Source organism: Micromonospora sp. CNZ309 (assembly GCF_002846525.1).
Genome location: NZ_PJNG01000001.1, coordinates 2,162,996 through 2,185,447, shown reverse-complemented (window position 1 = coordinate 2,185,447; position 22,452 = coordinate 2,162,996). Strand labels below are relative to the sequence as shown.

The following is a 22,452-nucleotide window of genomic DNA, read 5'->3' as shown; positions in this document are numbered from 1 at the left end:
CGTGGCTCTGACCACGGCGCCCGACCCGACCCGACGTACCGGATCCGTCCCGACCCCCGCCGACAGGCGCGGGGTCGGGCGGACCCGGCACGGCGACGGTCTGGCCGGCTACGTCTTCCTGTCGCCCTGGCTGCTCGGCCTGATGGCCGTCACGGCGATACCCATGCTCCTGTCGCTCTACCTGAGCTTCACGAACTACGACATCCTCACCCCCTTCTCCGAGGTGGAGTGGGTCGGATTCGCCAACTACGAGCGGATGTTCACCGCCGACACGTCGTACTGGCACTCGGTGCGGGTGACGCTCACCTTCGCCCTGGTCGCCGTGCCGCTGAAGCTGGCCGCCGCGCTCGGCGTGGCCCTGCTGCTCAACCGCGCCTGGCGGGGCGTCGGGCTGTTCCGCGGCCTGTTCTACCTGCCGTCGCTGCTCGGCGGCAGCGTCGCGCTCGCCATCGTCTGGGTCAACATGTTCAACCGCGAGGGCGCGTTCAACTCGCTGCTGGCCGTCTTCGGCATCGAGGGCAAGCCGTGGGTCAACGACCCCGACTGGGCCCTGGAGACCCTGATGGTGCTCGCCATCTGGCAGTTCGGCGCGCCCATGGTGATCTTCCTTGCCGGTCTCAAGCAGGTGCCCACCGAGCTCTACGAGGCGGCCTCCGTCGACGGCGCCGGCAAGTGGCGGCAGTTCGTCGCCGTCACCCTGCCGATGCTCTCGCCGGTGATCTTCTTCAACCTGGTGCTGGAGACCATCAACGGCTTCCAGGGCTTCACCGCCGCGTTCGTGCTCAGCAACGGCACCGGCGGCCCGGTCGACTCCACCCTGATGTACACGCTGAACCTCTACATCACGGGCTTCACCGACCTGGAGATGGGCTACGCCTCGGCGATGGCCTGGGTCTTCCTGGTCGCCATCGCGATCATCACAGCGATCTTCTTCAGCACCGGGCGGTTCTGGGTGCACTACTCCGACGGGGAGGACCGGTGACGGCGACGGCAACCCCGGTGACGCCGGCGGCGACCCGCCCGCGGCGTCCGCGCCGCGCGGGCGGCGGGCAGGCCCTGCGCCTGCTCATCCTGATCGCGATCGTCGCGGTCGTGCTCTACCCGCTCTTCTGGATGATCGGTACGTCCCTGAAGAGCCAGGAGGAGATCGTCAACAACATCGGCCTGCTGCCGAACGAGTTCACCCCCGGCAACTATGCCGACGGCTGGACCAACTTCGACTTCAGCTTCGGCCGGTTCTTCCTCAACAGCGCGATGGTCAGCCTGCTGACCGTGATCGGCAACGGGGTCTCCTGCCTGCTCGCCGCGTACGCCTTCGCCCGGCTGCGGTTCCGGCTGCGCGGCGTCTGGTTCGCCGTCATGATCGGGACGCTGCTGCTGCCCGGTCACGTGCTGATCGTGCCGCAGTACATCCTGTTCCGCAGCCTCGGCCTGGTCGGCGGCGAGTGGCCGTACCTGCCCCTGCTGATCCCGCAGTTCCTGGCCACCGAGGCGTTCTTCGTCTTCCTCATGGTGCAGTTCATGCGGGGCATCCCGCGCGAACTCGACGAGGCCGCGAAGATCGACGGTGCGAACGCCTTCGGCATCTTCCGGCACGTGATCCTGCCGCTGAGCCGACCGGCGCTGGTCACCACGGCGATCTTCTCGTTCATCTGGACCTGGAACGACTTCTTCCGCCAGCTCGTCTTCCTCTCCGACCTCGAGGACTACACGGTGCCGGTGGCGCTGACCCTGTTCATCGACTCGACGAGCCAGAGCGCCGTCGGCCCGATGTTCGCCATGTCGGTGCTGTCGTTGCTGCCGGTGTTCCTGTTCTTCGTGGCCTTCCAGCGCATGCTGGTGGAGGGCATCAACACGAGCGGGCTCAAGGGATGAGGCCGCACCCCGACGCCGGGCCGGGCCCGGACGACGCGCCGGCCCATCGCGACTGGCGCGACGTGCTCACCGACGCCACCGACCTGGCCGTGCTCGGCATCGCCCTCACCCTGGCGGCGCTGCCGGTGCTCACCGCGGCAGCGTCCGTCGCCGCGGCGAGCGCGGCGGTGCACGACCGGTACAGCACCGGAACCTGGCCCTCGGCCCGGCAGAACCTGACCCGCTACGGCCGGGCCCTGCTGCCCGGTGCCGGGGTGAGCCTGCTGGCGGTCGCCGCCCTCTGGCTGCTCGCCGTGGACGTCGCCGCGCTGGCCGGCGGCCGGGTTCCCGGCGGGGCACCGCTGCTCCTGGTCACCGTCGGCGTGGCCGCCGCCCTGGCCGGGTACGCCGCGCTGGTCGTGGTCGAGGTCGGTCGCCGCGGCGGGCGCGGGTGGCGCGCCGCCGCCCGCGCCGCGGCCGTCGCCTGCCGTGCCCGCCCCGGCACCTGGGCCGCCGCCGGCGGGGTCGGCGTCGTCGCCGCGCTGCTCGCGGTGATGGTCACCCCGGTCGCGGTGCCGATCCTCGCCGGCTACGTGGTCGCCGCCCTGCACGCGGTCGCCCGGCGGACCGTGCTCAGCCCGGTGGGTCAGTCGTGACCGGGCACGTCGGCCCTGCCGGGACCGAGCCCGACCGGCAGCTCAGCGTGGACGGCGTGCCGGTGGCCCGGTACGTCGTCGACCCGGCGATCGACCCCCGGCACGGCCCCCGTCCGTACCTGCACCCCGTACGGACCCTCGGCGGAACCGTGGTCACCGACGCGTTCCCCGCCGACCACGTCTGGCACCTCGGCGCGTCCCTGGCCGTGCAGGACGTCGACGGCACCAACCTCTGGGGCGGGCGTACCTACGTCCGCGACGCCGGCTACACGTGGCGCGACGACCACGGCCGGATCGCGCACACCGCGTGGGACGTCCGCGACCCGCGACGGCTGGCGCACCGGCTGGAGTGGCGTGACCGGGACGGGGCGGTGCTGCTCACCGAGCGGCGCGAGCTGGCCGCGCGGCGGGTCGGCGAGCGGGCCTGGGCCCTCGACGTCGACTACACGCTGACCGCCCCCGTCGACCGGCAGGTGAGCCTGGGCAGCCCGGCGACCAACGGACGCCCGGGCGGCGCCGGCTACGGCGGCTTCTTCTGGCGGGCGGCGAGCGCGACACCCGCGCGGGTGTGCACCGCCACCGCCGAGGGGGAGGAAGCGGTCAACGGCAGCGCGGCCGCGTGGCTGGCCTTCTCCGGCACCGCTCCGCACGGGGCGGCGTACACGCTCGTGCTGGCGGGGCTGGGGGAGGGCGACCGCTGGTTCGTCCGTACCGCGATGTATCCCGGCGTCTGCGTGGCGTTCGCCTTCGAACGGCCGCGGGTGATCGGCGCGGGTACGAGCCGCGTCGGGCGGCACCGGGTGGTCGTCGCGGACGGTGCGCTCGACCGGGCGGCCGCTGCCGCGTTGGCGGCCGGCGAGACGGTGTGACGGGGGCCGCCCGCCCCGGATTTGACGATCTTGTCGCGTGGGCGTAACTTTCTCTCTGCCAGCGCGGAACGGACGAACCGGGGCGATGCTCCGGAAGGCCGGGCGCGGCAATGAGCTTCGGGGCCGGGGGTGTCACACCCGCCGGTGCCCGGACCGGGCGGTGCCCCGGATCCGCCGCGAGGCGGATTTGGTGAGGCGGAACCGACCGGGTAAGGTTCACGATCGGCAGGGAGCCGGGCGAGCTCGCGGGTTGACCGCGGAGCGGCCGGTCTGCCGAACTTCCCGAAAATCGTCGGCGAGAGCCGGCATTTCCGGGATGCCCGGAAATGCGATTGAAGTGGTGCGGATCGCTGCGAAGCGGTTTGACACGGCGGGAATCACCGGGTAACGTAGTAAAAGTGCCCGGCGCGGGAAGCGGCGGGGATGTGAACGAAATGCCCCGGGTCGGGGGCTCCACGGTGTGGGGTTTCCGGGCGGTGTGTGGTTGTTCTTTGAGAACTCAACAGGGTGCTTGATAAGCCAGTGCCAAATTGATTTATACCCCTTGGCTGGCAGACCGTTTCGGTGGTTTGTTGGTCTTGGATTCCTTTGGCAACACTTTTTGTTGTCGGGACAGTTTTTCAACAAGTTTTTGTTGGAGAGTTTGATCCTGGCTCAGGACGAACGCTGGCGGCGTGCTTAACACATGCAAGTCGAGCGGAAAGGCCCTTCGGGGTACTCGAGCGGCGAACGGGTGAGTAACACGTGAGCAACCTGCCCTAGGCTTTGGGATAACCCCGGGAAACCGGGGCTAATACCGAATAGGACCTCTGACCGCATGGTTGGTGGTGGAAAGTTTTTCGGCCTGGGATGGGCTCGCGGCCTATCAGCTTGTTGGTGGGGTGATGGCCTACCAAGGCGACGACGGGTAGCCGGCCTGAGAGGGCGACCGGCCACACTGGGACTGAGACACGGCCCAGACTCCTACGGGAGGCAGCAGTGGGGAATATTGCACAATGGGCGGAAGCCTGATGCAGCGACGCCGCGTGAGGGATGACGGCCTTCGGGTTGTAAACCTCTTTCAGCAGGGACGAAGCGTAAGTGACGGTACCTGCAGAAGAAGCGCCGGCCAACTACGTGCCAGCAGCCGCGGTAAGACGTAGGGCGCGAGCGTTGTCCGGATTTATTGGGCGTAAAGAGCTCGTAGGCGGCTTGTCGCGTCGACTGTGAAAACCCGCAGCTCAACTGCGGGCCTGCAGTCGATACGGGCAGGCTAGAGTTCGGTAGGGGAGACTGGAATTCCTGGTGTAGCGGTGAAATGCGCAGATATCAGGAGGAACACCGGTGGCGAAGGCGGGTCTCTGGGCCGATACTGACGCTGAGGAGCGAAAGCGTGGGGAGCGAACAGGATTAGATACCCTGGTAGTCCACGCTGTAAACGTTGGGCGCTAGGTGTGGGGGGCCTCTCCGGTTCCCTGTGCCGCAGCTAACGCATTAAGCGCCCCGCCTGGGGAGTACGGCCGCAAGGCTAAAACTCAAAGGAATTGACGGGGGCCCGCACAAGCGGCGGAGCATGCGGATTAATTCGATGCAACGCGAAGAACCTTACCTGGGTTTGACATGGCCGCAAAACTGTCAGAGATGGCAGGTCCTTCGGGGGCGGTCACAGGTGGTGCATGGCTGTCGTCAGCTCGTGTCGTGAGATGTTGGGTTAAGTCCCGCAACGAGCGCAACCCTCGTTCGATGTTGCCAGCGCGTTATGGCGGGGACTCATCGAAGACTGCCGGGGTCAACTCGGAGGAAGGTGGGGATGACGTCAAGTCATCATGCCCCTTATGTCCAGGGCTTCACGCATGCTACAATGGCCGGTACAATGGGCTGCGATACCGTGAGGTGGAGCGAATCCCAAAAAGCCGGTCTCAGTTCGGATCGGGGTCTGCAACTCGACCCCGTGAAGTCGGAGTCGCTAGTAATCGCAGATCAGCAACGCTGCGGTGAATACGTTCCCGGGCCTTGTACACACCGCCCGTCACGTCACGAAAGTCGGCAACACCCGAAGCCGGTGGCCCAACCCTTGTGGAGGGAGCCGTCGAAGGTGGGGCTGGCGATTGGGACGAAGTCGTAACAAGGTAGCCGTACCGGAAGGTGCGGCTGGATCACCTCCTTTCTAAGGAGCACCTTCCGACGAAAGTCGGTAAGGAGCCCGCGGTCCGCGAATGTCGGGTCGGGGTGCTCAATGGCGGAGACACTGGTGAGTCGGATGCTGGCAACGGCCGGGATACCTAGTACGGCCATCCTTCGGGGTGGTGTGGAACGGTTCCTCCTGGTGCGGCTGGGGTTCGGCGTTAAGCACCCTGTTGGGTCCTGAAGGAACAACCTCTGGGTTGTTTTTTCGGAGCCATTGCTTCGCCTGTGGGTGGAGTTGGTTGCCAGGCATGGCCTGGTGTGGCATACCGCCGGCGGTTGTCGGGTTTGGTGTCGCACTGTTCGGGTTGTGGGTTGGTCGTTTGTTGAGAATTGCACAGTGGACGCGAGCATCTTTGTGGTCAAGTTGTCAAGGGCGAACGGTGGATGCCTTGGCACCAGGAGCCGATGAAGGACGTGGGAGGCCGCGATAGGCCTGGGGGAGCTGTCAACCAAGCTGTGATCCCAGGGTGTCCGAATGGGGAAACCTGGCTGGAGTCATGTCCAGTCACCTACACCTGAACACATAGGGTGTATGGGGGGAACGCGGGGAAGTGAAACATCTCAGTACCCGTAGGAAGAGAAAACAAATAGTGATTCCGTGAGTAGTGGCGAGCGAAAGCGGATTGAGGCTAAACCGGCTGCGTGTGATACCTGTCAGGGGTTGCGTGGTCGGGGTTGTGGGACCCTGCTGAGCGAGCTGACACTCGTTCGAGAAGTTACAAAGTCAGTGGCTAGTCGAACAGTCTGGAATGGCTGACCGTAGACGGTGAGAGTCCGGTAGGTGAAAGTTGCTGACCTTCTGTGGGTGTTCCCGAGTAGCGGCGGACCCCTGAAATCTGCCGTGAATCTGCCAGGACCACCTGGTAAGCCTGAATACTTCCTGGTGACCGATAGCGGACGAGTACCGTGAGGGAATGGTGAAAAGTACCCCGGGAGGGGAGTGAAATAGTACCTGAAACCGTTCGCCTACAATCCGTCGGAGCCTTGCGGGGTGACGGCGTGCCTTTTGAAGAATGAGCCTGCGAGTTAGTGGCATGTGGCGAGGTTAACCCGTGTGGGGGAGCCGTAGCGAAAGCGAGTCTGAATAGGGCGATTCAGTCGCGTGTCCTAGACCCGAAGCGGAGTGATCTAGCCATGGGCAGGCTGAAGCGCGGGTAAGACCGCGTGGAGGGCCGAACCCACCAACGTTGAAAAGTTGGGGGATGACCTGTGGTTAGGGGTGAAAGGCCAATCAAACTCCGTGATAGCTGGTTCTCCCCGAAATGCATTTAGGTGCAGCGTCGCGTGTTTCTTGCCGGAGGTAGAGCACTGGATGGTCTAGGGGGCCCACAAGCTTACCGAAATCAGCCAAACTCCGAATGCCGGTAAGTGAGAGCGCGGCAGTGAGACTGCGGGGGATAAGCTTCGTAGTCGAGAGGGAAACAGCCCAGATCACCAGCTAAGGCCCCTAAGCGTGTGCTAAGTGGAAAAGGATGTGGGGTCGCATAGACAACCAGGAGGTTGGCTTAGAAGCAGCCACCCTTTAAAGAGTGCGTAATAGCTCACTGGTCAAGTGGTTCCGCGCCGACAATGTAGCGGGGCTCAAGCACACCGCCGAAGCTGTGGCATTCACATTTTAACCTTGCAGCGCCTTGATGTGTTGTGCAGGTGTGTGGATGGGTAGGGGAGCGTCGTGCCGGGGGTGAAGCAGCGGGGTGACCCAGTTGTGGACGCGGCACGAGTGAGAATGCAGGCATGAGTAGCGAAAGAAGGGTGAGAAACCCTTCCGCCGGATGACCAAGGGTTCCAGGGCCAGGCTAATCCGCCCTGGGTGAGTCGGGACCTAAGGCGAGGCCGAGAGGCGTAGTCGATGGACAACGGGTTGATATTCCCGTACCCGCGAAAGAGCGTCCCTGATGAACCTCGTTGTGCTAACCATCCGAACCGGCTGCGATCTTCGGATCAAGGTTGGGGAGCGTGGGAACCTGGCGGGTAGTAGTCAAGCGATGGGGTGACGCAGGAAGGTAGCTGAGCCCGGCCGGTGGTTGTGCCGGGGTAAGCGTGTAGGCCGTGTTGTAGGCAAATCCGCAACACATGGAGGCTGAGACGTGATGCCGAGCCGATTCAGGTGAAGTCAGTGATCCTATGCTGCCGAGAAAAGCCTCTAGCGAGTTCTTAGCGGCCCGTACCCCAAACCGACACAGGTGGTCAGGTAGAGAATACCGAGGCGATCGGGCGAACTGTGGTTAAGGAACTCGGCAAATTGCCCCCGTAACTTAGGGAGAAGGGGGGCCGGAGACGTGAAGCCCCGCGCGGGTGGAGCGTTGTATGGCCGCAGAGAGCAGGGGGAAGCGACTGTTTACTAAAAACACAGGTCCATGCGAAGAAGTAATTCGATGTATATGGACTGACGCCTGCCCGGTGCTGGAACGTTAAGGGGACCTGTTAGCTCTTTCGGGGGCGAAGCGGAGAACTTAAGCGCCAGTAAACGGCGGTGGTAACTATAACCATCCTAAGGTAGCGAAATTCCTTGTCGGGTAAGTTCCGACCTGCACGAATGGCGTAACGACTTCCCCACTGTCTCAACCACAGGCCCGGCGAAATTGCATTACGAGTAAAGATGCTCGTTACGCGCGGCAGGACGGAAAGACCCCGGGACCTTTACTATAGCTTGACATTGGTATCTGAGTTAGCTTGTGTAGGATAGGTGGGAGCCGGTGAAGTCCATACGCCAGTATGGGTGGAGGCAATCTTGAAATACCACTCTGGTTGATTTGGGTATCTAACTTCGGACCGTTATCCGGTTCAGGGACAGTGTCTGGTGGGTAGTTTAACTGGGGCGGTTGCCTCCTAAAGGGTAACGGAGGCGCCCAAAGGTTCCCTCAGCCTGGTTGGCAATCAGGTGTTGAGTGCAAGTACACAAGGGAGCTTGACTGTGAGACTGACAGGTCGAGCAGGGACGAAAGTCGGGACTAGTGATCCGGCACTTGCGAGTGGAAGCGGTGTCGCTCAACGGATAAAAGGTACCCCGGGGATAACAGGCTGATCTTCCCCAAGAGTCCATATCGACGGGATGGTTTGGCACCTCGATGTCGGCTCGTCGCATCCTGGGGCTGTAGCAGGTCCCAAGGGTTGGGCTGTTCGCCCATTAAAGCGGTACGCGAGCTGGGTTTAGAACGTCGTGAGACAGTTCGGTCCCTATCCGCCGTGCGCGTAGGATACTTGAGAAGGGCTGTCCCTAGTACGAGAGGACCGGGACGGACGAACCTCTGGTGTGCCAGTTGTCCCGCCAGGGGCACGGCTGGTTAGCTACGTTCGGAAGGGATAACCGCTGAAAGCATCTAAGCGGGAAGCTCGCTTCAAGATGAGGTATCCCACCCCACTTTGTGGGGGTAAGGCCCCCAGCTAGACGACTGGGTTGATAGGCCGGAAATGTAAGCCCGGTAACGGGTTCAGTTGACCGGTACTAATAGGCCGAGGACTTGACTACTAAGCTGCTACGCGTCCACTGTGCAACTCTCGATAAACGAACAACAGACCACGCGGTGTGTGGTGTTGTTTGATATGTCGATAGAGTTACGGCGGTCATGGCGGAGGGGAAACGCCCGGTTACATTCCGAACCCGGAAGCTAAGCCCTCCAGCGCCGATGGTACTGCACTCGGGAGGGTGTGGGAGAGTAGGACGCCGCCGGACAATTTTTCGGTTCAGGGTCACCCTTCGGGGTGGCCCTGAACTGCGTTACGGGCCCTTTCGCGGCTCACGGCGAGCCGAAAGCCGAAGGCAAGCCGAAAGCCGGAGGCGGGCCGGAAAGCGAAGCTCGACCGGGCACGGCGGAAGGGCCGTCAGAACGCGTAGCGGACGCGGCAGTACGGCGCCTTCGCGGCGATCAGGTCCGTCAGCGCCGACACGTAGGCGCCCTTGGCGCCGGTGCGGTAGCGGACGTTCCAGCCGCCGGTCTGCGACCGCTTCGGCTGCTGGATCTCGGGCCGCCAGAGCACCTGCTCGGCCTTCGGGTGCCAGCCGAGGTTCACCTCGTGCAGCCGGTCGTTGTGGGTCAGGAAGATGACCTCGGCGGCGAGCTGCGCCTTGGCGGCGGGCCCGAGCGCATCGTCGAGCTGGTCGAGCAGCTCCGCCCAGTCGTCCAGCCACCCGTCACGGACCACCACCGGGCTGAAGTTGACGTGCACCTCGTAGCCGGCCGCGACGAAGTCGTCGATGGCGGCCAGCCGCTCGGCGACCGGGGAGGTGCGGATGTCGAGCAGCTTCGCGTCCCGGGCCGGCATCAGCGAGAACCGGACGCGGGTACGACCCCGCGGATCCCAGTCGAGCAGCTCACGGTTGACGTGCTTCGTGGCGAACGTGGCCTTCGCCGTCGGCAGGTCCCGGAACAGCGTCACCAGGTCCCGTACGTTGTCGGAGATCCGGGCGTCCAGCGAGCAGTCGGAGTTCTCGCCGATGTCGTACACCCAGGCGGCCGGGTCGCACTGGTTCGGCTCGCCCTTGACGCCCTGCCGGCCGACGTGCCGGCGCAGGTATCCGCCGATCCGGTCGATGTTGGCGAAGACCGTCACCGGGTTGCTGTAGCCCTTGCGTCGAGGCACGTAGCAGTAGGCGCACGCCATCGCGCAGCCGTTCGCGGTCGACGGGGCGATGAAGTCGGCCGAGCGGCCGTTCGGGCGGGCGGTGAGGGACTTCTTGACCCCCAGCACCAGCGCCTCCGTCTTGATCCGTACCCAGCGGGCGACGTTGGTCTCGTCCCCGTACAGCTCGGGGATGCGGGAGTGGCTGTCGACCTCCACCCGCTCCGCGTCGGGAAAACGCTCCAGCACGGCCCGCCCACGGGGCAGGGCGGCAGCCTCCGGCTCCACGTAGATCCGCCGGATGTCGAACAGCCGTGGGTGCGGGGCAGCGTCGGTCACGAAGGGGACAACCGCGGACCGGGCACCGGTGTTCCCCCGTCTGACCTGCGGTTTTCGTGCCCCACCCCCGGGTACCCGCACGCATGCCCGAGGGCCACCTCATCCACCGGTACGCGCGCGAGCAGCACGCCGCGCTCGCCGGGCAGGTCCTCGCCGCGTCCAGCCCGCAGGGCCGCCTGGACGTCCGACCGTACGACGGGCGGCGGCTGGGCGCCGTCGAGGCGTACGGCAAGCACCTGCTCTACCACGTAGACGACGCGCCGGCCCTGCACGTGCACCTCGGCATGCGGGGCCTGTTCCTGCGTCACGACGACCCGACCGTCCCGCCCCGCACGGGCGTCCGGCTGCGCCTGGCCGGCGCCGGCGTCGCGTACGACCTGATCGCGCCCATCCGCTGCGAACCGCTGCCGGACGACGGCGAACGCGCGCTGCGGGCCTCCCTCGGCCCCGACCCGCTGCGCGCCGACGCCGACGCCGAGGAGGCGGTACGCCGGCTCGGCGCCGCCCGTGGCGCGGTCGGCGCGGCCCTGCTCGACCAGGCCGTGTGGGCGGGCCTCGGCAACGCCGGGCGGGCGGAACTGCTCTTCCTCGCGGGCCTCGACCCGGACACCCGGGCGGTCGGGGCGGCGCCGGCCCGCCTGCTGTGGGAGCTCGCCGTCGGGTACCTGGCGTTGGGGCGCGACGCCGGGCAGGTGGTCAGCGACCCGGCGGCACCCGACGAGCGGTGGGTGTACAAGCGCCCGGCCTGCCGGCGCTGCGGCGCGCCAATGCGCACCTGGCAGCTGGGCGGTCGCACGGCGTACGCCTGCCCGGTCGACCAGCCCGCCGCGTGACCCGCGCCCGCCCGTCGGCGTCAAGCGCGGCCGACGGTCAGCGGCGGAACCGACGGGAGTCGGCGAGCCGCAGGGCGTTGCACACGTCGACGACGCCCTCGACGTCCCAGGCGATCTCGCCGGCCACCCGCCGGGTGTCCGGGCCGGCCACGATGCCCGCCAGGATGACGACGCGGTTCTGCACGGTCACCACGATCTGCTGGCGGCGGGTGGTCCAGTCGCTGCTCAACCGCTGGGCGACCAGCGCCGCCAGCCGGCCGTCCTCGTCGTCCGGCGAGGGGCCCGGCGGCTGCGGGTGGGACGCGCCCTCGTCCGGGTACGGCCAGGGGATGAGCATGGGTGTTTCCTCTCGGTGCTCTGCCGGCCCCGGGGCCGGGATCGGTCAGCGGGACGACGCGTCGGTCATGACCGACGGGGAGAGCCCGCGCGGCTCCGGCCCGGCGACGACGGCCGCCAGTTCGCCGGCCCCACCGGGGGATAGCCGGCGCAGGGCCTCCTGCGGGCTCGCGAAGATCGGGAACAAACCGTCGAGCCGCATCGTGTGCAGCACGGTGCGGATGAAGCGGGACGGGGCCGCCAGGCAGAGCACGGCACCGCGCTCGCGGGCGTCGCGGTGCGCCCGGACGAGCAGCCCGAGACCGGCGGCGTCGATGAGATGGACGCGGGTCAGGTCCACCACCACGTGCCCGCAGACGTCCACGGCCTGCCGCAGGGCGGACCGGAGCTCGTCAGCGGCGTCGGCGTCGATGTCGCCGGCGGCCGTGACCACCGCGACGTCGTCGAGGTGGTCGACGCCCAGCACACCGCCGCCCGGCTGCCCGCCCTGCCCGACCGTGTCGCCCCCGACGTCGAGACCCGGCAGGCTGCACCGGGGGCAGCGGTGCGGGCCGGTGGCGAACGGCGAGCCGCTCCAGCCGTGCTCGGCCACCAGGGTCCAGACGACCTCGGCGTCGGGCAGGACGCACGCGGTGCCCGTGGTCGTGTCCCCGCAGTTGTCGCAGATCAACGTCATCAGGTGCTCGTCCGGTACGACGGTCATGGTGTCTTCCTCCACGGGAGGTCGGGCCGTGCCATCCGCCGGCCCGCGACCGGCGGCGTCTGGGCGGTGTCGAGGTCCGGCCCCGTGCCCCGCGGCGCGGCGGCGGAGCGTCGCGGGCCGCCGGCCGTGGCGGCCACGAGGACGACGCCGAGGACGGCCGAACCGGCCGGCACAGCGACGCGCCACGCGCCGGACCGGTCGGTGTCGAGGCCGACGATGCGGGCCAGGATGACGCCGAGCAGCGCGGTGACGATCCCCGCCACCAGAGCCAGCCAGAGCGGCACCTCCCGCCGGCGCGGGGTGATCCACCAGCCCACCCCGGCGACGAGGAGACCGACGGCGAGCGCCGTGACGATACCGGCGACGGTCATTCTGATCCCCTCCTCCGGGACCGGTCGGCCGGCAGGGCCGGACCACGGGCGTGCCCCACCACCCTCGGCGTCGCCCGTGGCGCAGGCCACGCGGTTGTATGACAGTTGCGTGACAAAACCGCTGAACGCCGGACACGGTTGGGCGGCGCTCGTCGCCTTGGGGATGATGCCGGTATGACGGACGTGCTGGTGATCGAGGACGACGACCGGATCCGTCTGGCGTTGCTGCTCGCGCTCGAGGACGAGGGCTACCGCGTCCGGGGCGTGGCCAGCGCCGAGGAGGGGCTGCTCAGGCAGCGCCAGGAACCGGCCGACACCGTCCTGGTCGACCTGATGCTGCCGGGCCTGGACGGCTTCGAGTGCATCCGGCGGCTGCGCCGCGAGGACGACGTGCCGATCGTGGTGGTCAGCGCCCGCGACGACACCCACGACATCGTCGCGGCGCTGGAGGCGGGGGCCGACGACTACGTGGTCAAGCCGGTGGCGATCAAGGAGCTGTCGGCGCGGCTGCGCGCCCTGCGGCGTCGGGCCCGGGCGGCGCCCGACCCCGTCCCGGTGCTCACGTTCGGGCAGCTGGAGATCAGCCCGGACGCCGGGGAGGTACGCCTGGCGGGGCAGCCGGTGCCGGTCACGCGTACCGAGTTCCGGCTGCTGTGCGAGCTGGCCGAGCACGCCGGCCGGGTGCTGTCGCGCCACCAGCTGCTGCAACGGGTCTGGGGCTACGACACCGGCGACGAGCGGCTCGTCGACGTGCACGTCGGGCGGCTGCGGCAGAAGATCGAGGACGATCCGGGCAATCCCCGGCACCTGGTCACCCTGCGCGGCCTCGGCTACAAGCTGACCCGGTGAGGCGGCTCGGACTGCGGGCCCGGGTGTCCGCCGGTTTCGCCGTCGGCGCGCTGCTGCTGTCGGCCTCCATGGCGCTGGTCTCGTACGAGCTGACCCGGCGGTCGCTGCTCGACGAGCGGGAGCGCACGGCGGTGCGGGCGGCGTACTTCGACGCGGCGGTGGTGCGTACCGGCCTGGACACGGAGGACCCCGACGTGGTGGAGGTGCTGCGGTCGCTCGACACCGGCGGGATCCGCCGCCCGCTGCTGCACCGGGGGACGACTGGTACGCCCGTACGGCCGACGCCGGCCTGACCGCCGCCATCCCCGTCGACCTGCAACGGCTCGTCCACGCCGGCGAACCGGCCGTGCAGCGGGTCCGGGTCAACGGCCAGCCCACCCTGCTCGTCGGCCTGCCGCTGGCGCCCTCCACCAGCTACTACGAGCTGACGTCGCTGCGGGAGCTGGACCAGACCCTGCAGGTCCTGGCGCTCGCGCTGACCGCCGTGGCGATCGTGGTCGCCGGCTCCGGCGCGGCCCTCGGCTGGTACGCCACCCGGCACAGCCTGCGGCCGTTGACGGCGGTGGCGGACGCCGCACAGGAGATCGCGTCGGGCAACTTCTCCGCCCGGCTCGCGGCGACCACCGACCCCGATCTGACCCGGCTCTCCACGTCCTTCAACCACATGGTCGACCAGCTCTCGCGCCGCATCGAGCGGGACCGCCGCTTCGCCGCCGACGTCAGCCACGAGCTGCGCTCGCCGTTGCAGACCCTGTCGGCCGCCGCCAGCGTCCTGGCCCGCCGCCGGGCGCACCTCGACGAGCGCACCGCCACCGCGGCGGGGCTGGTGGCCGACGAGATCACCCGGTTCCAGCAGCTCGTCAACGACCTCATCCAGCTCGCCCGCAGCGACCAGCCGGTCGACCGGACGCCGGTCGACGTGGCGGCGCTGGCCCGCCGGGCCTGCCAGGCACGCGGGCTGCCCGACACCCTCGTGCGGGTCGAGCGGGACGTCGCCCCCACCTGGCTGGTCGACGAGCGTCGGGTCGAGCAGATCCTGGCCAATCTGGTCGACAACGCGCTGCGCCACGGCGGCGGGCCGGTGGCCGTACGGCTGTCGCAGCGCGACGGCACGGGGATCGTCGAGGTCGACGACGAGGGGCCGGGCGTGCCACCGGAGGATCGGGAGATCATCTTCGACCGCTTCGTCCGGGGCCGGGCCGCGCACTCGCGCGCCGACGGCGACGGCACGGGGCTCGGGCTCGCGCTCGTCGCCGAGCACGTCGCCGCGCACCGGGGGCGGGCCAGCGCGGGCGACCGCCCCGGCGGGGGCGCCTGCTTCCGGGTCGAGCTGCCCGGAGTGCTGTCGTGACCGCCCGTACGCCCGCGCGCCGGCCGCCCGCCGTGACCGGCCGCCCGCCCGCGAGCCCGTCGCCGGTGTCCCCCCGGTGGACGTGGCGGTCGGGCCGGTGGCGCGGCGTCGGCGGCGCGCTCGTCGTCCTGGCGCTGCTGGCCGGCTGCGGCGTGCCGACCGAGGACGCCCCGCGCACCGTGGCACCTCCGCCCGGCCCGTTCCCGTCGCCGGGGACGATCGCCGCGACGCCGAGCCCCACCCTGGCGACGGGTCGGACGACCGCGGTCCTCTGCTTCGTCCGCGACGACCGGCTGGTCCGCGTCGAGCGTCGCGTCGACGGCACGCCCACCGTCGACGCCCAGCTCCAGCACCTGCTGGCCGGCCCGACCCCCGCCGAACGGGAGACCGGGCTCACGACGGCCCTGCCCGGGGCCGTGCCGGTGGCCACCGCCCGGCCACGCGGCACCGAGGTCGACGTGGAACTCGGTGGCACCGGCGACGAGACGGGCCGCAGCGACGAGGTCCTCGCCTTCGGCCAGATCGTCTGCACCCTCACCGCCCGCTCCGACGTCGACACCGTGGCCTTCCTCCGGGGCGGGGCCCCGCTGGGGGTGCCGCGCGCCGACGGCTCGCTGTCGCGGCGACCCCTCGCCGCCGACGACTACGCCGGCCTCGTCGCCCCCCGCTGACGGACCGCCGCGACGGCGGCGGCCCCGTTCGGCCTTCCCGTCGGCTTCCCCGTCGGCCGTTAGGACGCCTGCCGACGGTGGCCGCCCACCGGTGCGGGTCCGCCGGGGTCAGCCGCTGAAGGCGGCGAGGAACCGGTCGCGGAAGGCGTCCATCGGCCAGACCGGTGCGCGCGGGCCCGGCCGGAGGCCCTCGTCCCAGCCCCAGTCCGAGATCCGGTCGAGCACCGCCGGATCCCGGGCGACGACGGTGACCGGGACGTCCCGGCCCGCCCCGGCACCGGTGACGACCGGGGCGGGCTGGTGGTCGCCGAGGAAGACCAGCACCAGGTTGTCGTCGCCGTGGGTCTCCAGGTAGGACACGAGGGTGGACAGCGAGTACTCGACGGACCGGCGGTAGCCGGCGCGCGGCTGCGACGACGGGTTGCCGGTGCTCGCGCCGTGGAAGACGGTCCCGTCGCCGAGTTCGGCCCAGTCGACGAGGCGCGGGATCCTCGTCCAGGGGGAGTGGCTGGACACCAGCGCGATCTCGGCCATCACCGGGGCGCGGTCCGCCCGGGTGCGTTCCAGGCGTTCGAAGGCCGCCAGCGTGTACTGGTCGGGCATCGGCGCGTAGCCGAACTTCGGCCCCCGGTAGCCGAGGCTGCGGCCGTCGTAGAAGCGCTGGTAGCCGAAGAAGGCCCCCTCCGGCCAGGGGTGGGTGGCGGCCGGCATCACGCCGACGGTGCGCCACCCGGCCCGCCCGAAGGCGCCGCCCAGCGTCAACCGGTCGCTGGCCAGCAGGCTGCGGTGCCGCTGGTCGTTGTCGACCCACATCCCGGACAGCAGCGTCGCGTGGGCCAGCCAGCTGCCGCCGCCGGTGGTCGGCGAGGTGAGGTACCCGCTGCGGGAGGCGAAGCCGGCCGCCCGCAGCCGGCGGTCCCCGTCGGCCAGCACGGCACCCACGCCAGGGGCGTACTCCGGGTCCTGCACCGCGTCGCGCCCGTAGCTCTCCACGAAGGCGACCACCACGTCCTTGCCGCGCAGCGCGCCCAGCAGGCGCTCGCCGGGGGTGTCCCGGAACGCGTCGTCGCCGACCTGGGCCGCGAAGACCTCCCGGTCGCGCAGCCGGGCGCGCACCTGGAGTGCGTGGGCGCCGACCAGGTCGGTCGCGGCGGCGTCGGCAACCGGCACGCCCGGGGACACCCGCACGCCGAACGCGGCGCAGGCCAGCCAGACGACCACCAGCGCCGCGACGGTACGCCGGGTGGCCGCACGGTGCCGGGCGAGCAGCGGGGCCAGCCGCAGCACCGACCGCGTCGTCGCGAGGAGCAGGGCGGCGAGCAGCAGCACGGTGGCGACGACCGCGCCGGCGGCGCCCGCCCGGCCCACCGAGTCGGTGAGGAACCCGAACGCGTCGTCGAGCAGGGCCCAGTCGAGCACGAGGTCGAAGGGGCGGCCGAGCGTCGCGAGGAAGCCGAGGTCGGCGAGCTTCAGTACGGCCAGCAACCCGAGCGACGCGCCGGTGAGCGCCGCCACCGGGCGCCGTGCGCGTGCCGGCAGGGCGAGCAGCAGGGCGACGACGAGCAGCCCTTCGAGGGGGACCCGCACGAACGCGGCGGGCGTGAGTTGGGCGGGCCGGTGGGGCGCCGTCAGGGCGGCCAGCACGAGCAGGGCGGCCAGTGCGGTCCCCGCCCACGCCGCGCCCCGTCGCCGCCCGTCCGCTGCTGCGCGACCACGGCCGCGCCCTCCGGCAGCCGGCCGGCTCGGGTCGGTCACCGGCGGCGGCGACGTCGGGTCAGTCACGGGCGGCGACGAGGTCGGGGCGTACCGGCGCGGGCCGGACCCGGCGGTGCGCGACGGCCGGCGGCACCGCCCCGGGGCAGCGGTGCCGCCACAGCCACGCGACGTCGCGGCCGAACGACTCGACGAGCAGGGCCAGCGCGACCCCCAGCACCAGCGCGTCGCCCGGCCCGGGCAGCACCCCGGCCGCCGCGACCAGCAGCAGCACGCCCTGCGCCGCCGCGACGACCTTGCGCCAGTACCGCGCGGGCAGCGGTCGGCGCAACCAGGGCAGCACCCACCCGGCGGCGACGAACGCGTACCGCATGGCGCCGAGGGCGAGCACCCAGGCGCCCACGGCCGGCGCGACGGCCGCCCCGAGGACGAGGATGAGGAACGCGTCGACCTCCATGTCGAAGCGGGCCCCCAGCGCGCTGGCGGTGCCGGTACGCCGGGCCACGTGGCCGTCCACGGCGTCGAGGGCCAGCGCCACGGCGGTCAGGGCGACCAGCACCCCGGCCGGCGCGGGCCGGTCGACGCCGGTCGGGACGAGCGCGTCGGCGGTCAGCGCCGTCACGGCGCCGACGAGGAGCGCCCGGGCCAGGGTCACCCGGTCGGCGGGCCCCAGGGCGTGCGAGCCCGACCCGCGCAGCCCCCGGTCGAGGGTCAGACACAGCACCACCCCGTACGCGCCCCCGGCGAGCCAGCCCGCGGGGCCGAGGCCGACCGTCGCGGCCAGCCCCGCCAACAGGACAATCTGGACGATCAGCCCGATCGCCGGGCCTCTTCGAACCGTGTGCACCGTGCCTCCGTGTCTATGGTCGACGACTTACGACAGGAACTACGGGAAACAGCGCCGTTCGGTTCGCCGCGGACGCGGGTGAGGAGGAGCCGGTGACCGGTGAGGCGCGCGCCTTCTGGCTGCGTACGCCCGGCAGGGGAGAGATCCGGTCGGTGCCGCTGGCCGCCCCCGGCCCGGGTGAGGTGCTCGTGCGCAGCCGGTACTCCGGGATCAGCCGTGGCACGGAGACGCTCGTCTTCGCCGGGCGGGTGCCCGCCGACCAGTACGCGGCGATGCGCGCCCCGTTCCAGGAGGGCGACTTCCCGGCGCCGGTGAAGTACGGCTACCTCAACGTGGGAGTGGTCGAGCAGGGCCCCGCCGAGCTGCGCGGCCGGACCGTGTTCTGCCTGCATCCGCACCAGAGCGCGTACGTCGTACCGGCCGAGGCGGTGGTGCCCGTGCCCGACGTGGTGCCGCCCGCCCGCGCGGTGCTCGCCGGGACGGTGGAGACGGCGGTGAACGCCCTGTGGGACGCCGCGCCCCTGGTCGGCGACCGGGTGAGCGTGGTCGGCGCCGGCATGGTGGGCTGCTGCGTGGCGGCGCTGCTGGCCCGCTTCCCGGGCGTACGGGTGGAGCTGGTCGACACCGACCCGACCCGGGCGGAGGTGGCCGCCGCACTCGGCGTCGGGTTCGCCCCGCCGCAGGGGGCGACCGGCGGACGGGACCTCGTGGTGCATGCCAGCGCGACGGCCGCCGGTCTGCAACGCTCGCTGGAACTGCTCCGGCCGGAGGGCACCGTCGTGGAGCTGAGCTGGTACGGCGACCGCACCGTCGCGCTGGCGCTGGGCGGGGCGTTCCACTCCGGCCGGTTGACCGTACGCGCCAGCCAGGTGGGCGCCGTGGCGCCGGCGCGGCGGGACAGCCGCAGCTTCGCCGACCGGCTCGGGCTCGCCCTGGACCTGCTCGCCGATCCCGCCTTCGACGCGCTGCTCACCGGCGAGTCCCGCTTCGCGGAGCTGCCCGACGTGCTGGCCCGGCTGACCGCCGGCAGCCTCCCCGCCCTGTGCCACCTCATCACCTACGACGGAGAGTGACCCGTGTTCAGCGTGACCGTCCGAGACCACATGATGATCGCCCACAGCTTCCGGGGTGAGGTGTTCGGCCCGGCGCAGCGCCTGCACGGGGCCACGTTCGTCGTCGACGCCACGTTCCGCCGCCGGGACCTCGACGCCGACGGCGTGGTGGTCGACATCGGGCTGGCCACCGCCCAGCTCAGGGCGGTGCTCGGGGAACTGACCTACCGCAACCTCGACGACGACCCGGCCTTCGTCGGGGTGAACACCACCACCGAGGTGCTGGCCCGTACGGTCGCCGACCGACTCGCCGCGCGGGTACGCGCCGGCGACCTCGGCGCGGGCGCCCGCGCCCTGGCCGGCATCACCGTCACGCTGCACGAGTCGCACGTCGCCTGGGCCAGCTACGAACGGTCGCTGTGAATGGCGACGGTGCACGTCGTGCTGCCCAACGACATCGACGACCCGGCCGAGCCGAGCGGCGGCAACGGCTACGACCGCCGGCTCTGCCGGGGCCTCGCGGCGGCCGGCTGGACGGTCCGCGAGCACGCCGTGCCCGGCGACTGGCCCCACCCCGACCGGGCCGCGCGCGCCGGGCTCGCCGAAGTGCTCGCGGGGCTGCCCGACGCCTCGCCCGTCCTGCTCGACGGGCTGGTCGCCTCGTGCGTGCCGGAGGTGCTGACCCCGCACGCCCGGCGGCTGCGCGTCGTCGTCCTCGTGCACCTGCCGCTGGAGCACGAGGACGAGGCCGCCGCCCTGGCCGCGGCCGTCGCGGTCGTCACCACCAGCGAGTGGACCCGGCGGCGGCTGCTGGACCGGTACGCGCTGCCGCCCGACCGGGTGCACGTCGCCCGGCCCGGCGTTGACCCGGCCCTGCCCGCGCCCGGGTCAACGACCGGGGGGAACCTGCTCTGCGTCGCCGCCCCCACCCCGCACAAGGGCCACGACGTGCTGGTGGAGGCGCTGTCGACCGTCGCCGACCTGCCCTGGAGCTGCGTCTGCGTGGGGCCGCTGACCCGGGACCCGGGGTTCGTGGCGGCCCTGCGCCGGCGGGTCGGCGGGCACGGGCTCGACGACCGGGTGCGCCTGGCCGGCCCCCGCACCGGGGCGGCCCTGGATGCCGCGTACGCCACCGCCGACCTGCTGGTGCTGCCCTCGCGGCGGGAGACGTACGGCATGGTGGTCACCGAGGCCCTCGCGCGGGGCGTGCCGGTGCTCGCCACGGCGGCCGGCGGGCTGCCCGAGGCGCTGGGTCGCGAGCCCGGCGGGGCGGCGCCGGGTCTGCTCGTGCCGCCCGACGACCCGACGGCCCTGGCCGGCGCGCTGCGGCGCTGGCTCGGCGAGCCCGCCCTGCGCCGCGCGCTGCGGCGGGCGGCGCGGGCGCGGCGGCACACGCTCGACGACTGGGCCGTGCCCGCGACCGCCGTGGGCGCGGTGCTGGCCGGGGTGGTGGCGGCATGACCGGGCAGCTGCCGCCGCACTTCGCGGCCTGGCTGGCGCTGCGGGAGCCCGCCGACGCCGCGGCCCGCGCCGTGGACCTGGTGGATGTCGTGCGTCGCCGGTTGGCCGGCGCCGGGCCGCTCGTCGTGCACGACCTCGGCGCGGGCACCGGTTCCATGGGTCGCTGGCTGGGGCCGCTGCTGCCCGGCCCGCAGCACTGGATCCTGCACGACCGGGATGCCGACCTGCTCGCCCGCGCGGCCGCCGGAATGCCCGCCGCCGCCGGCGACGGCGCCCCGGTCACCGTCGGGACCCGGGCCGGCGACCTCACCCGGTTGACCGCCGCCGATCTGTCCGACGCGTCGCTGGTCACCGCGTCCGCGCTGCTGGACATGCTCACCGCGCCGGAGGTCGAGCGGCTCGTGGCGGCCTGTGCCGCCGCCGGCCGCCCGGCCCTGCTGGCCCTCTCGGTGACCGGCCGGGTGCGGCTCACCCCGGCGGACCCGTGGGACGGGCGGATCGCCGCCGCGTTCAACGACCACCAGCGTCGCACGGTCGACGGGCGGGCCCTGCTCGGGCCGGACGCCGTACCCGCCTGCGCGGCGGCCTTCGCCCGGCACGGCGTCGACGTGCTCGTGCGGCCCAGCCCGTGGCGGCTCGGCCCGCAGCAGGCGGAACTGGCCGGCGAGTGGTTCACCGGCTGGCTCGACGCCGCCTGCGAGCAGCGGCCCGAGCTGACCGGACCGAGCAGGGCGTACGCCCGCCGGCGCCGCGCCGAGATCGCCGCCGGCCGGCTCGACGTGCGGGTCGACCACCTCGACCTGCTGGCCGGCTGTGGGTGAACCGCACGCCCCGCCCGTGCGTGCCGATGGGCGGGGCGATCGTCGGGGGAGGACCGGGATGGCGGTGGGCACGACGCGTCGGTTCTGGCCGTGGGCACGGCTGCTCGGCGGCGGGGGCCTGCTGGCCGTCCTGCTGGGCTGGCTCGGCACCGGCCCGTTCCTCGCCGGGCTGCGCCTGATCGACGCCCCGGCGCTGGCCGTCGCCGTCGGCATCGGAGCGCTCACCACGTTCTGCTGCGCCTGGCGGTGGAGCCTCGTGGCGGGCGGGCTGGGCGTACGGCTGCCGCTGCCGACGGCGGTCGCGCACTGCTACCGCGCGGTGTTCCTGAACGCGACGCTTCCCGGCGGTGTGCTCGGCGACGTGCACCGGGCGGTGCGGCACGGCCGCGACGTCGGCGACGTCGGCCGGGGCGTGCGCGCGGTGGTGTGGGAACGCGCCGCCGGGCAGGTCGTGCTGGCCGTCGTGGCGGTGGTCGTGCTCGCCGCCTTCCCGTCGCCGGTGCGGCCCCACCTGCCGGCGGTGGCGGCGCTGCTGGCGGCGGCCGGGCTGGGCGTCGTCCTGCTGGCCCGCACGCTGCCCACCACCGGCGCGTCGCGGTGGGCGCGTGCGGCGCGCGCGGCGGCGGCCGACGTCCGGGCCGGGCTGCTCGGCCGCCGCGCCTGGCTGGGCGTGGTCGTGGCCTCCACCGTGGCCGTCGCCGGCCACCTGGCCACCTTCGTGCTGGCCGCGCGCACCGCCGGCTCCACCGCGCCGCTGGCCCTGCTGGTGCCGCTGACGCTGCTGGCGCTGCTGGCCATGGGGGTGCCGGCGAACGTGGCCGGCTTCGGTCCCCGCGAGGGCGTGGCGGCGTGGGCGTTCGGCGCCGCCGGCCTGGGCGCCGCCGAGGGCGTCGCCACCGCCACGGTGTACGGCGCCCTGGTGCTCGCCGCGAGCCTGCCCGGCGCCGCCGTCCTGCTGGTCCGCCGTGTCCGTGTGCCCGCCGACACCGTCTGACGAGGA

The 22,452-nt window shown here is 71.3% G+C and carries 16 protein-coding genes, 3 rRNA genes and 2 pseudogenes; 16 read left to right on the top strand and 5 right to left on the bottom strand.

Annotated elements, in window-relative coordinates; all coding sequences use genetic code 11:
* Position 1 precedes the first annotated feature (1 nt).
* The 7 genes from CLT72_RS08870 to rrf all read left to right on the top strand — a co-directional run bounded on the left by CLT72_RS08870 (position 2) and on the right by rrf (position 9,218).
* On the top strand, positions 2-982 hold the full coding sequence (locus tag CLT72_RS08870; protein ID WP_101410706.1) for a carbohydrate ABC transporter permease: 981 nt from the start codon (positions 2-4) through the stop codon (positions 980-982).
* Positions 979-1,875 (top strand): carbohydrate ABC transporter permease, encoded by an 897-nt coding sequence (locus tag CLT72_RS08865; RefSeq protein WP_374208874.1) that lies wholly within the window; start codon positions 979-981, stop codon positions 1,873-1,875. The genes CLT72_RS08870 and CLT72_RS08865 overlap by 4 nt, the downstream gene beginning before the upstream one ends.
* Positions 1,872-2,510 (top strand): hypothetical protein, encoded by a 639-nt coding sequence (locus CLT72_RS08860; RefSeq protein WP_101410704.1) that lies wholly within the window; start codon positions 1,872-1,874, stop codon positions 2,508-2,510. The genes CLT72_RS08865 and CLT72_RS08860 overlap by 4 nt, the downstream gene beginning before the upstream one ends.
* On the top strand, positions 2,507-3,379 hold the full coding sequence (locus CLT72_RS08855; RefSeq protein ID WP_101410702.1) for a DUF6807 domain-containing protein: 873 nt from the start codon (positions 2,507-2,509) through the stop codon (positions 3,377-3,379). Before CLT72_RS08860 ends, CLT72_RS08855 begins: the two co-directional genes overlap by 4 nt.
* A 631-nt stretch (positions 3,380-4,010) precedes the next feature.
* A 16S ribosomal RNA gene (locus CLT72_RS08850) occupies positions 4,011-5,525 on the top strand.
* 377 nt (positions 5,526-5,902) lie between these two features.
* Positions 5,903-9,014 (top strand): 23S ribosomal RNA (locus CLT72_RS08845).
* An 87-nt stretch (positions 9,015-9,101) separates the two neighbouring features.
* Positions 9,102-9,218, top strand: a 5S ribosomal RNA gene (rrf, locus tag CLT72_RS08840).
* The 16S, 23S and 5S rRNA genes sit together here, the layout of an rRNA operon.
* Positions 9,219-9,367: 149 nt before the next feature.
* Here the strand turns inward: rrf and CLT72_RS08835 are convergent.
* On the bottom strand, positions 9,368-10,444 hold the full coding sequence (locus tag CLT72_RS08835; protein WP_101410700.1) for a spore photoproduct lyase family protein: 1,077 nt from the start codon (positions 10,442-10,444) through the stop codon (positions 9,368-9,370).
* A gap of 83 nt (positions 10,445-10,527) precedes the next feature.
* On the opposite strand from CLT72_RS08835, the gene CLT72_RS08830 reads away from it, so the two are divergent.
* On the top strand, positions 10,528-11,277 hold the full coding sequence (locus CLT72_RS08830) for a DNA-formamidopyrimidine glycosylase family protein (protein WP_101410698.1): 750 nt from the start codon (positions 10,528-10,530) through the stop codon (positions 11,275-11,277).
* A 37-nt stretch (positions 11,278-11,314) separates the two neighbouring features.
* Here CLT72_RS08830 and CLT72_RS08825 read toward each other — a convergent pair whose 3' ends face one another.
* Genes CLT72_RS08825 through CLT72_RS08815 form a run of 3 tightly spaced genes read right to left on the bottom strand, consistent with a single transcriptional unit; the run spans position 11,315 to position 12,687 of the window.
* Positions 11,315-11,614 (bottom strand): BON domain-containing protein, encoded by a 300-nt coding sequence (locus tag CLT72_RS08825; RefSeq protein ID WP_088999850.1) that lies wholly within the window; start codon positions 11,612-11,614, stop codon positions 11,315-11,317.
* Positions 11,615-11,659: 45 nt separating this feature from the next.
* Complete coding sequence (locus CLT72_RS08820) at positions 11,660-12,316, bottom strand: STAS domain-containing protein (protein WP_101410696.1); 657 nt, start codon at positions 12,314-12,316, stop codon at positions 11,660-11,662.
* On the bottom strand, positions 12,313-12,687 hold the full coding sequence (locus CLT72_RS08815) for a GlsB/YeaQ/YmgE family stress response membrane protein (protein WP_101410694.1): 375 nt from the start codon (positions 12,685-12,687) through the stop codon (positions 12,313-12,315). Before CLT72_RS08815 ends, CLT72_RS08820 begins: the two co-directional genes overlap by 4 nt.
* Positions 12,688-12,861: 174 nt before the next feature.
* Between CLT72_RS08815 and CLT72_RS08810 the strand changes: the two genes are divergently transcribed.
* From CLT72_RS08810 to CLT72_RS08800, 3 genes and pseudogenes are all read left to right on the top strand, one after another.
* A complete protein-coding gene (locus CLT72_RS08810) occupies positions 12,862-13,536 on the top strand; it encodes a response regulator transcription factor (RefSeq protein WP_088999853.1) in 675 nt (224 codons plus the stop codon).
* A pseudogene (locus CLT72_RS08805) lies at positions 13,533-14,887 on the top strand (sensor histidine kinase). Before CLT72_RS08810 ends, CLT72_RS08805 begins: the two are co-directional and overlap by 4 nt.
* A gap of 65 nt (positions 14,888-14,952) precedes the next feature.
* The gene (locus tag CLT72_RS08800) at positions 14,953-15,558 is read left to right on the top strand and encodes a GerMN domain-containing protein (protein WP_101415044.1); all 606 of its coding nucleotides are present in this window, start codon (positions 14,953-14,955) and stop codon (positions 15,556-15,558) included.
* Between the two features lie 108 nt (positions 15,559-15,666).
* On the opposite strand, the pseudogene CLT72_RS32575 reads toward CLT72_RS08800, so the two are convergent.
* Positions 15,667-18,118 (bottom strand): annotated as a pseudogene (locus tag CLT72_RS32575) (CDP-alcohol phosphatidyltransferase family protein).
* Positions 18,119-18,210: 92 nt separating this feature from the next.
* Here CLT72_RS32575 and CLT72_RS08785 point away from each other — a divergent pair.
* From CLT72_RS08785 to CLT72_RS08765, 5 genes are read left to right on the top strand one after another with little or no spacing between them, the layout of a single operon-like run.
* Complete coding sequence (locus CLT72_RS08785) at positions 18,211-19,191, top strand: zinc-dependent alcohol dehydrogenase (protein ID WP_101410689.1); 981 nt, start codon at positions 18,211-18,213, stop codon at positions 19,189-19,191.
* 3 nt (positions 19,192-19,194) lie between these two features.
* A complete protein-coding gene (locus CLT72_RS08780) occupies positions 19,195-19,593 on the top strand; it encodes a 6-pyruvoyl trahydropterin synthase family protein (protein ID WP_101410687.1) in 399 nt (132 codons plus the stop codon).
* Positions 19,594-20,631, top strand: a complete 1,038-nt coding sequence (locus CLT72_RS08775; protein ID WP_101410685.1) for a glycosyltransferase family 4 protein — start codon at positions 19,594-19,596, stop codon at positions 20,629-20,631. It abuts the gene before it with no gap.
* Positions 20,628-21,452, top strand: a complete 825-nt coding sequence (locus tag CLT72_RS08770) for an SAM-dependent methyltransferase (RefSeq protein ID WP_101410683.1) — start codon at positions 20,628-20,630, stop codon at positions 21,450-21,452. Before CLT72_RS08775 ends, CLT72_RS08770 begins: the two co-directional genes overlap by 4 nt.
* 58 nt (positions 21,453-21,510) lie before the next feature.
* Entirely contained in the window at positions 21,511-22,446 is a 936-nt protein-coding gene (locus CLT72_RS08765; RefSeq protein WP_101410681.1) for a lysylphosphatidylglycerol synthase domain-containing protein, read from the top strand.
* Positions 22,447-22,452 lie beyond the last annotated feature (6 nt).

Bases quoted from the DNA above. Each gene is read 5' to 3' on its own strand.
- CLT72_RS08860 (WP_101410704.1), top strand. From the start codon at position 1,872: ATGAGGCCGCACCCCGACGCCGGGCCGGGCCCGGACGACGCGCCGGCC.
- CLT72_RS08830 (WP_101410698.1), top strand. From the start codon at position 10,528: ATGCCCGAGGGCCACCTCATCCACCGGTACGCGCGCGAGCAGCACGCC.
- CLT72_RS08825 (WP_088999850.1), bottom strand. From the start codon at position 11,614: ATGCTCATCCCCTGGCCGTACCCGGACGAGGGCGCGTCCCACCCGCAG.
- CLT72_RS08820 (WP_101410696.1), bottom strand. From the start codon at position 12,316: ATGACCGTCGTACCGGACGAGCACCTGATGACGTTGATCTGCGACAAC.
- CLT72_RS08815 (WP_101410694.1), bottom strand. From the start codon at position 12,687: ATGACCGTCGCCGGTATCGTCACGGCGCTCGCCGTCGGTCTCCTCGTC.
- CLT72_RS08810 (WP_088999853.1), top strand. From the start codon at position 12,862: ATGACGGACGTGCTGGTGATCGAGGACGACGACCGGATCCGTCTGGCG.
- CLT72_RS08775 (WP_101410685.1), top strand. From the start codon at position 19,594: ATGGCGACGGTGCACGTCGTGCTGCCCAACGACATCGACGACCCGGCC.
- CLT72_RS08770 (WP_101410683.1), top strand. From the start codon at position 20,628: ATGACCGGGCAGCTGCCGCCGCACTTCGCGGCCTGGCTGGCGCTGCGG.
- CLT72_RS08765 (WP_101410681.1), top strand. From the start codon at position 21,511: ATGGCGGTGGGCACGACGCGTCGGTTCTGGCCGTGGGCACGGCTGCTC.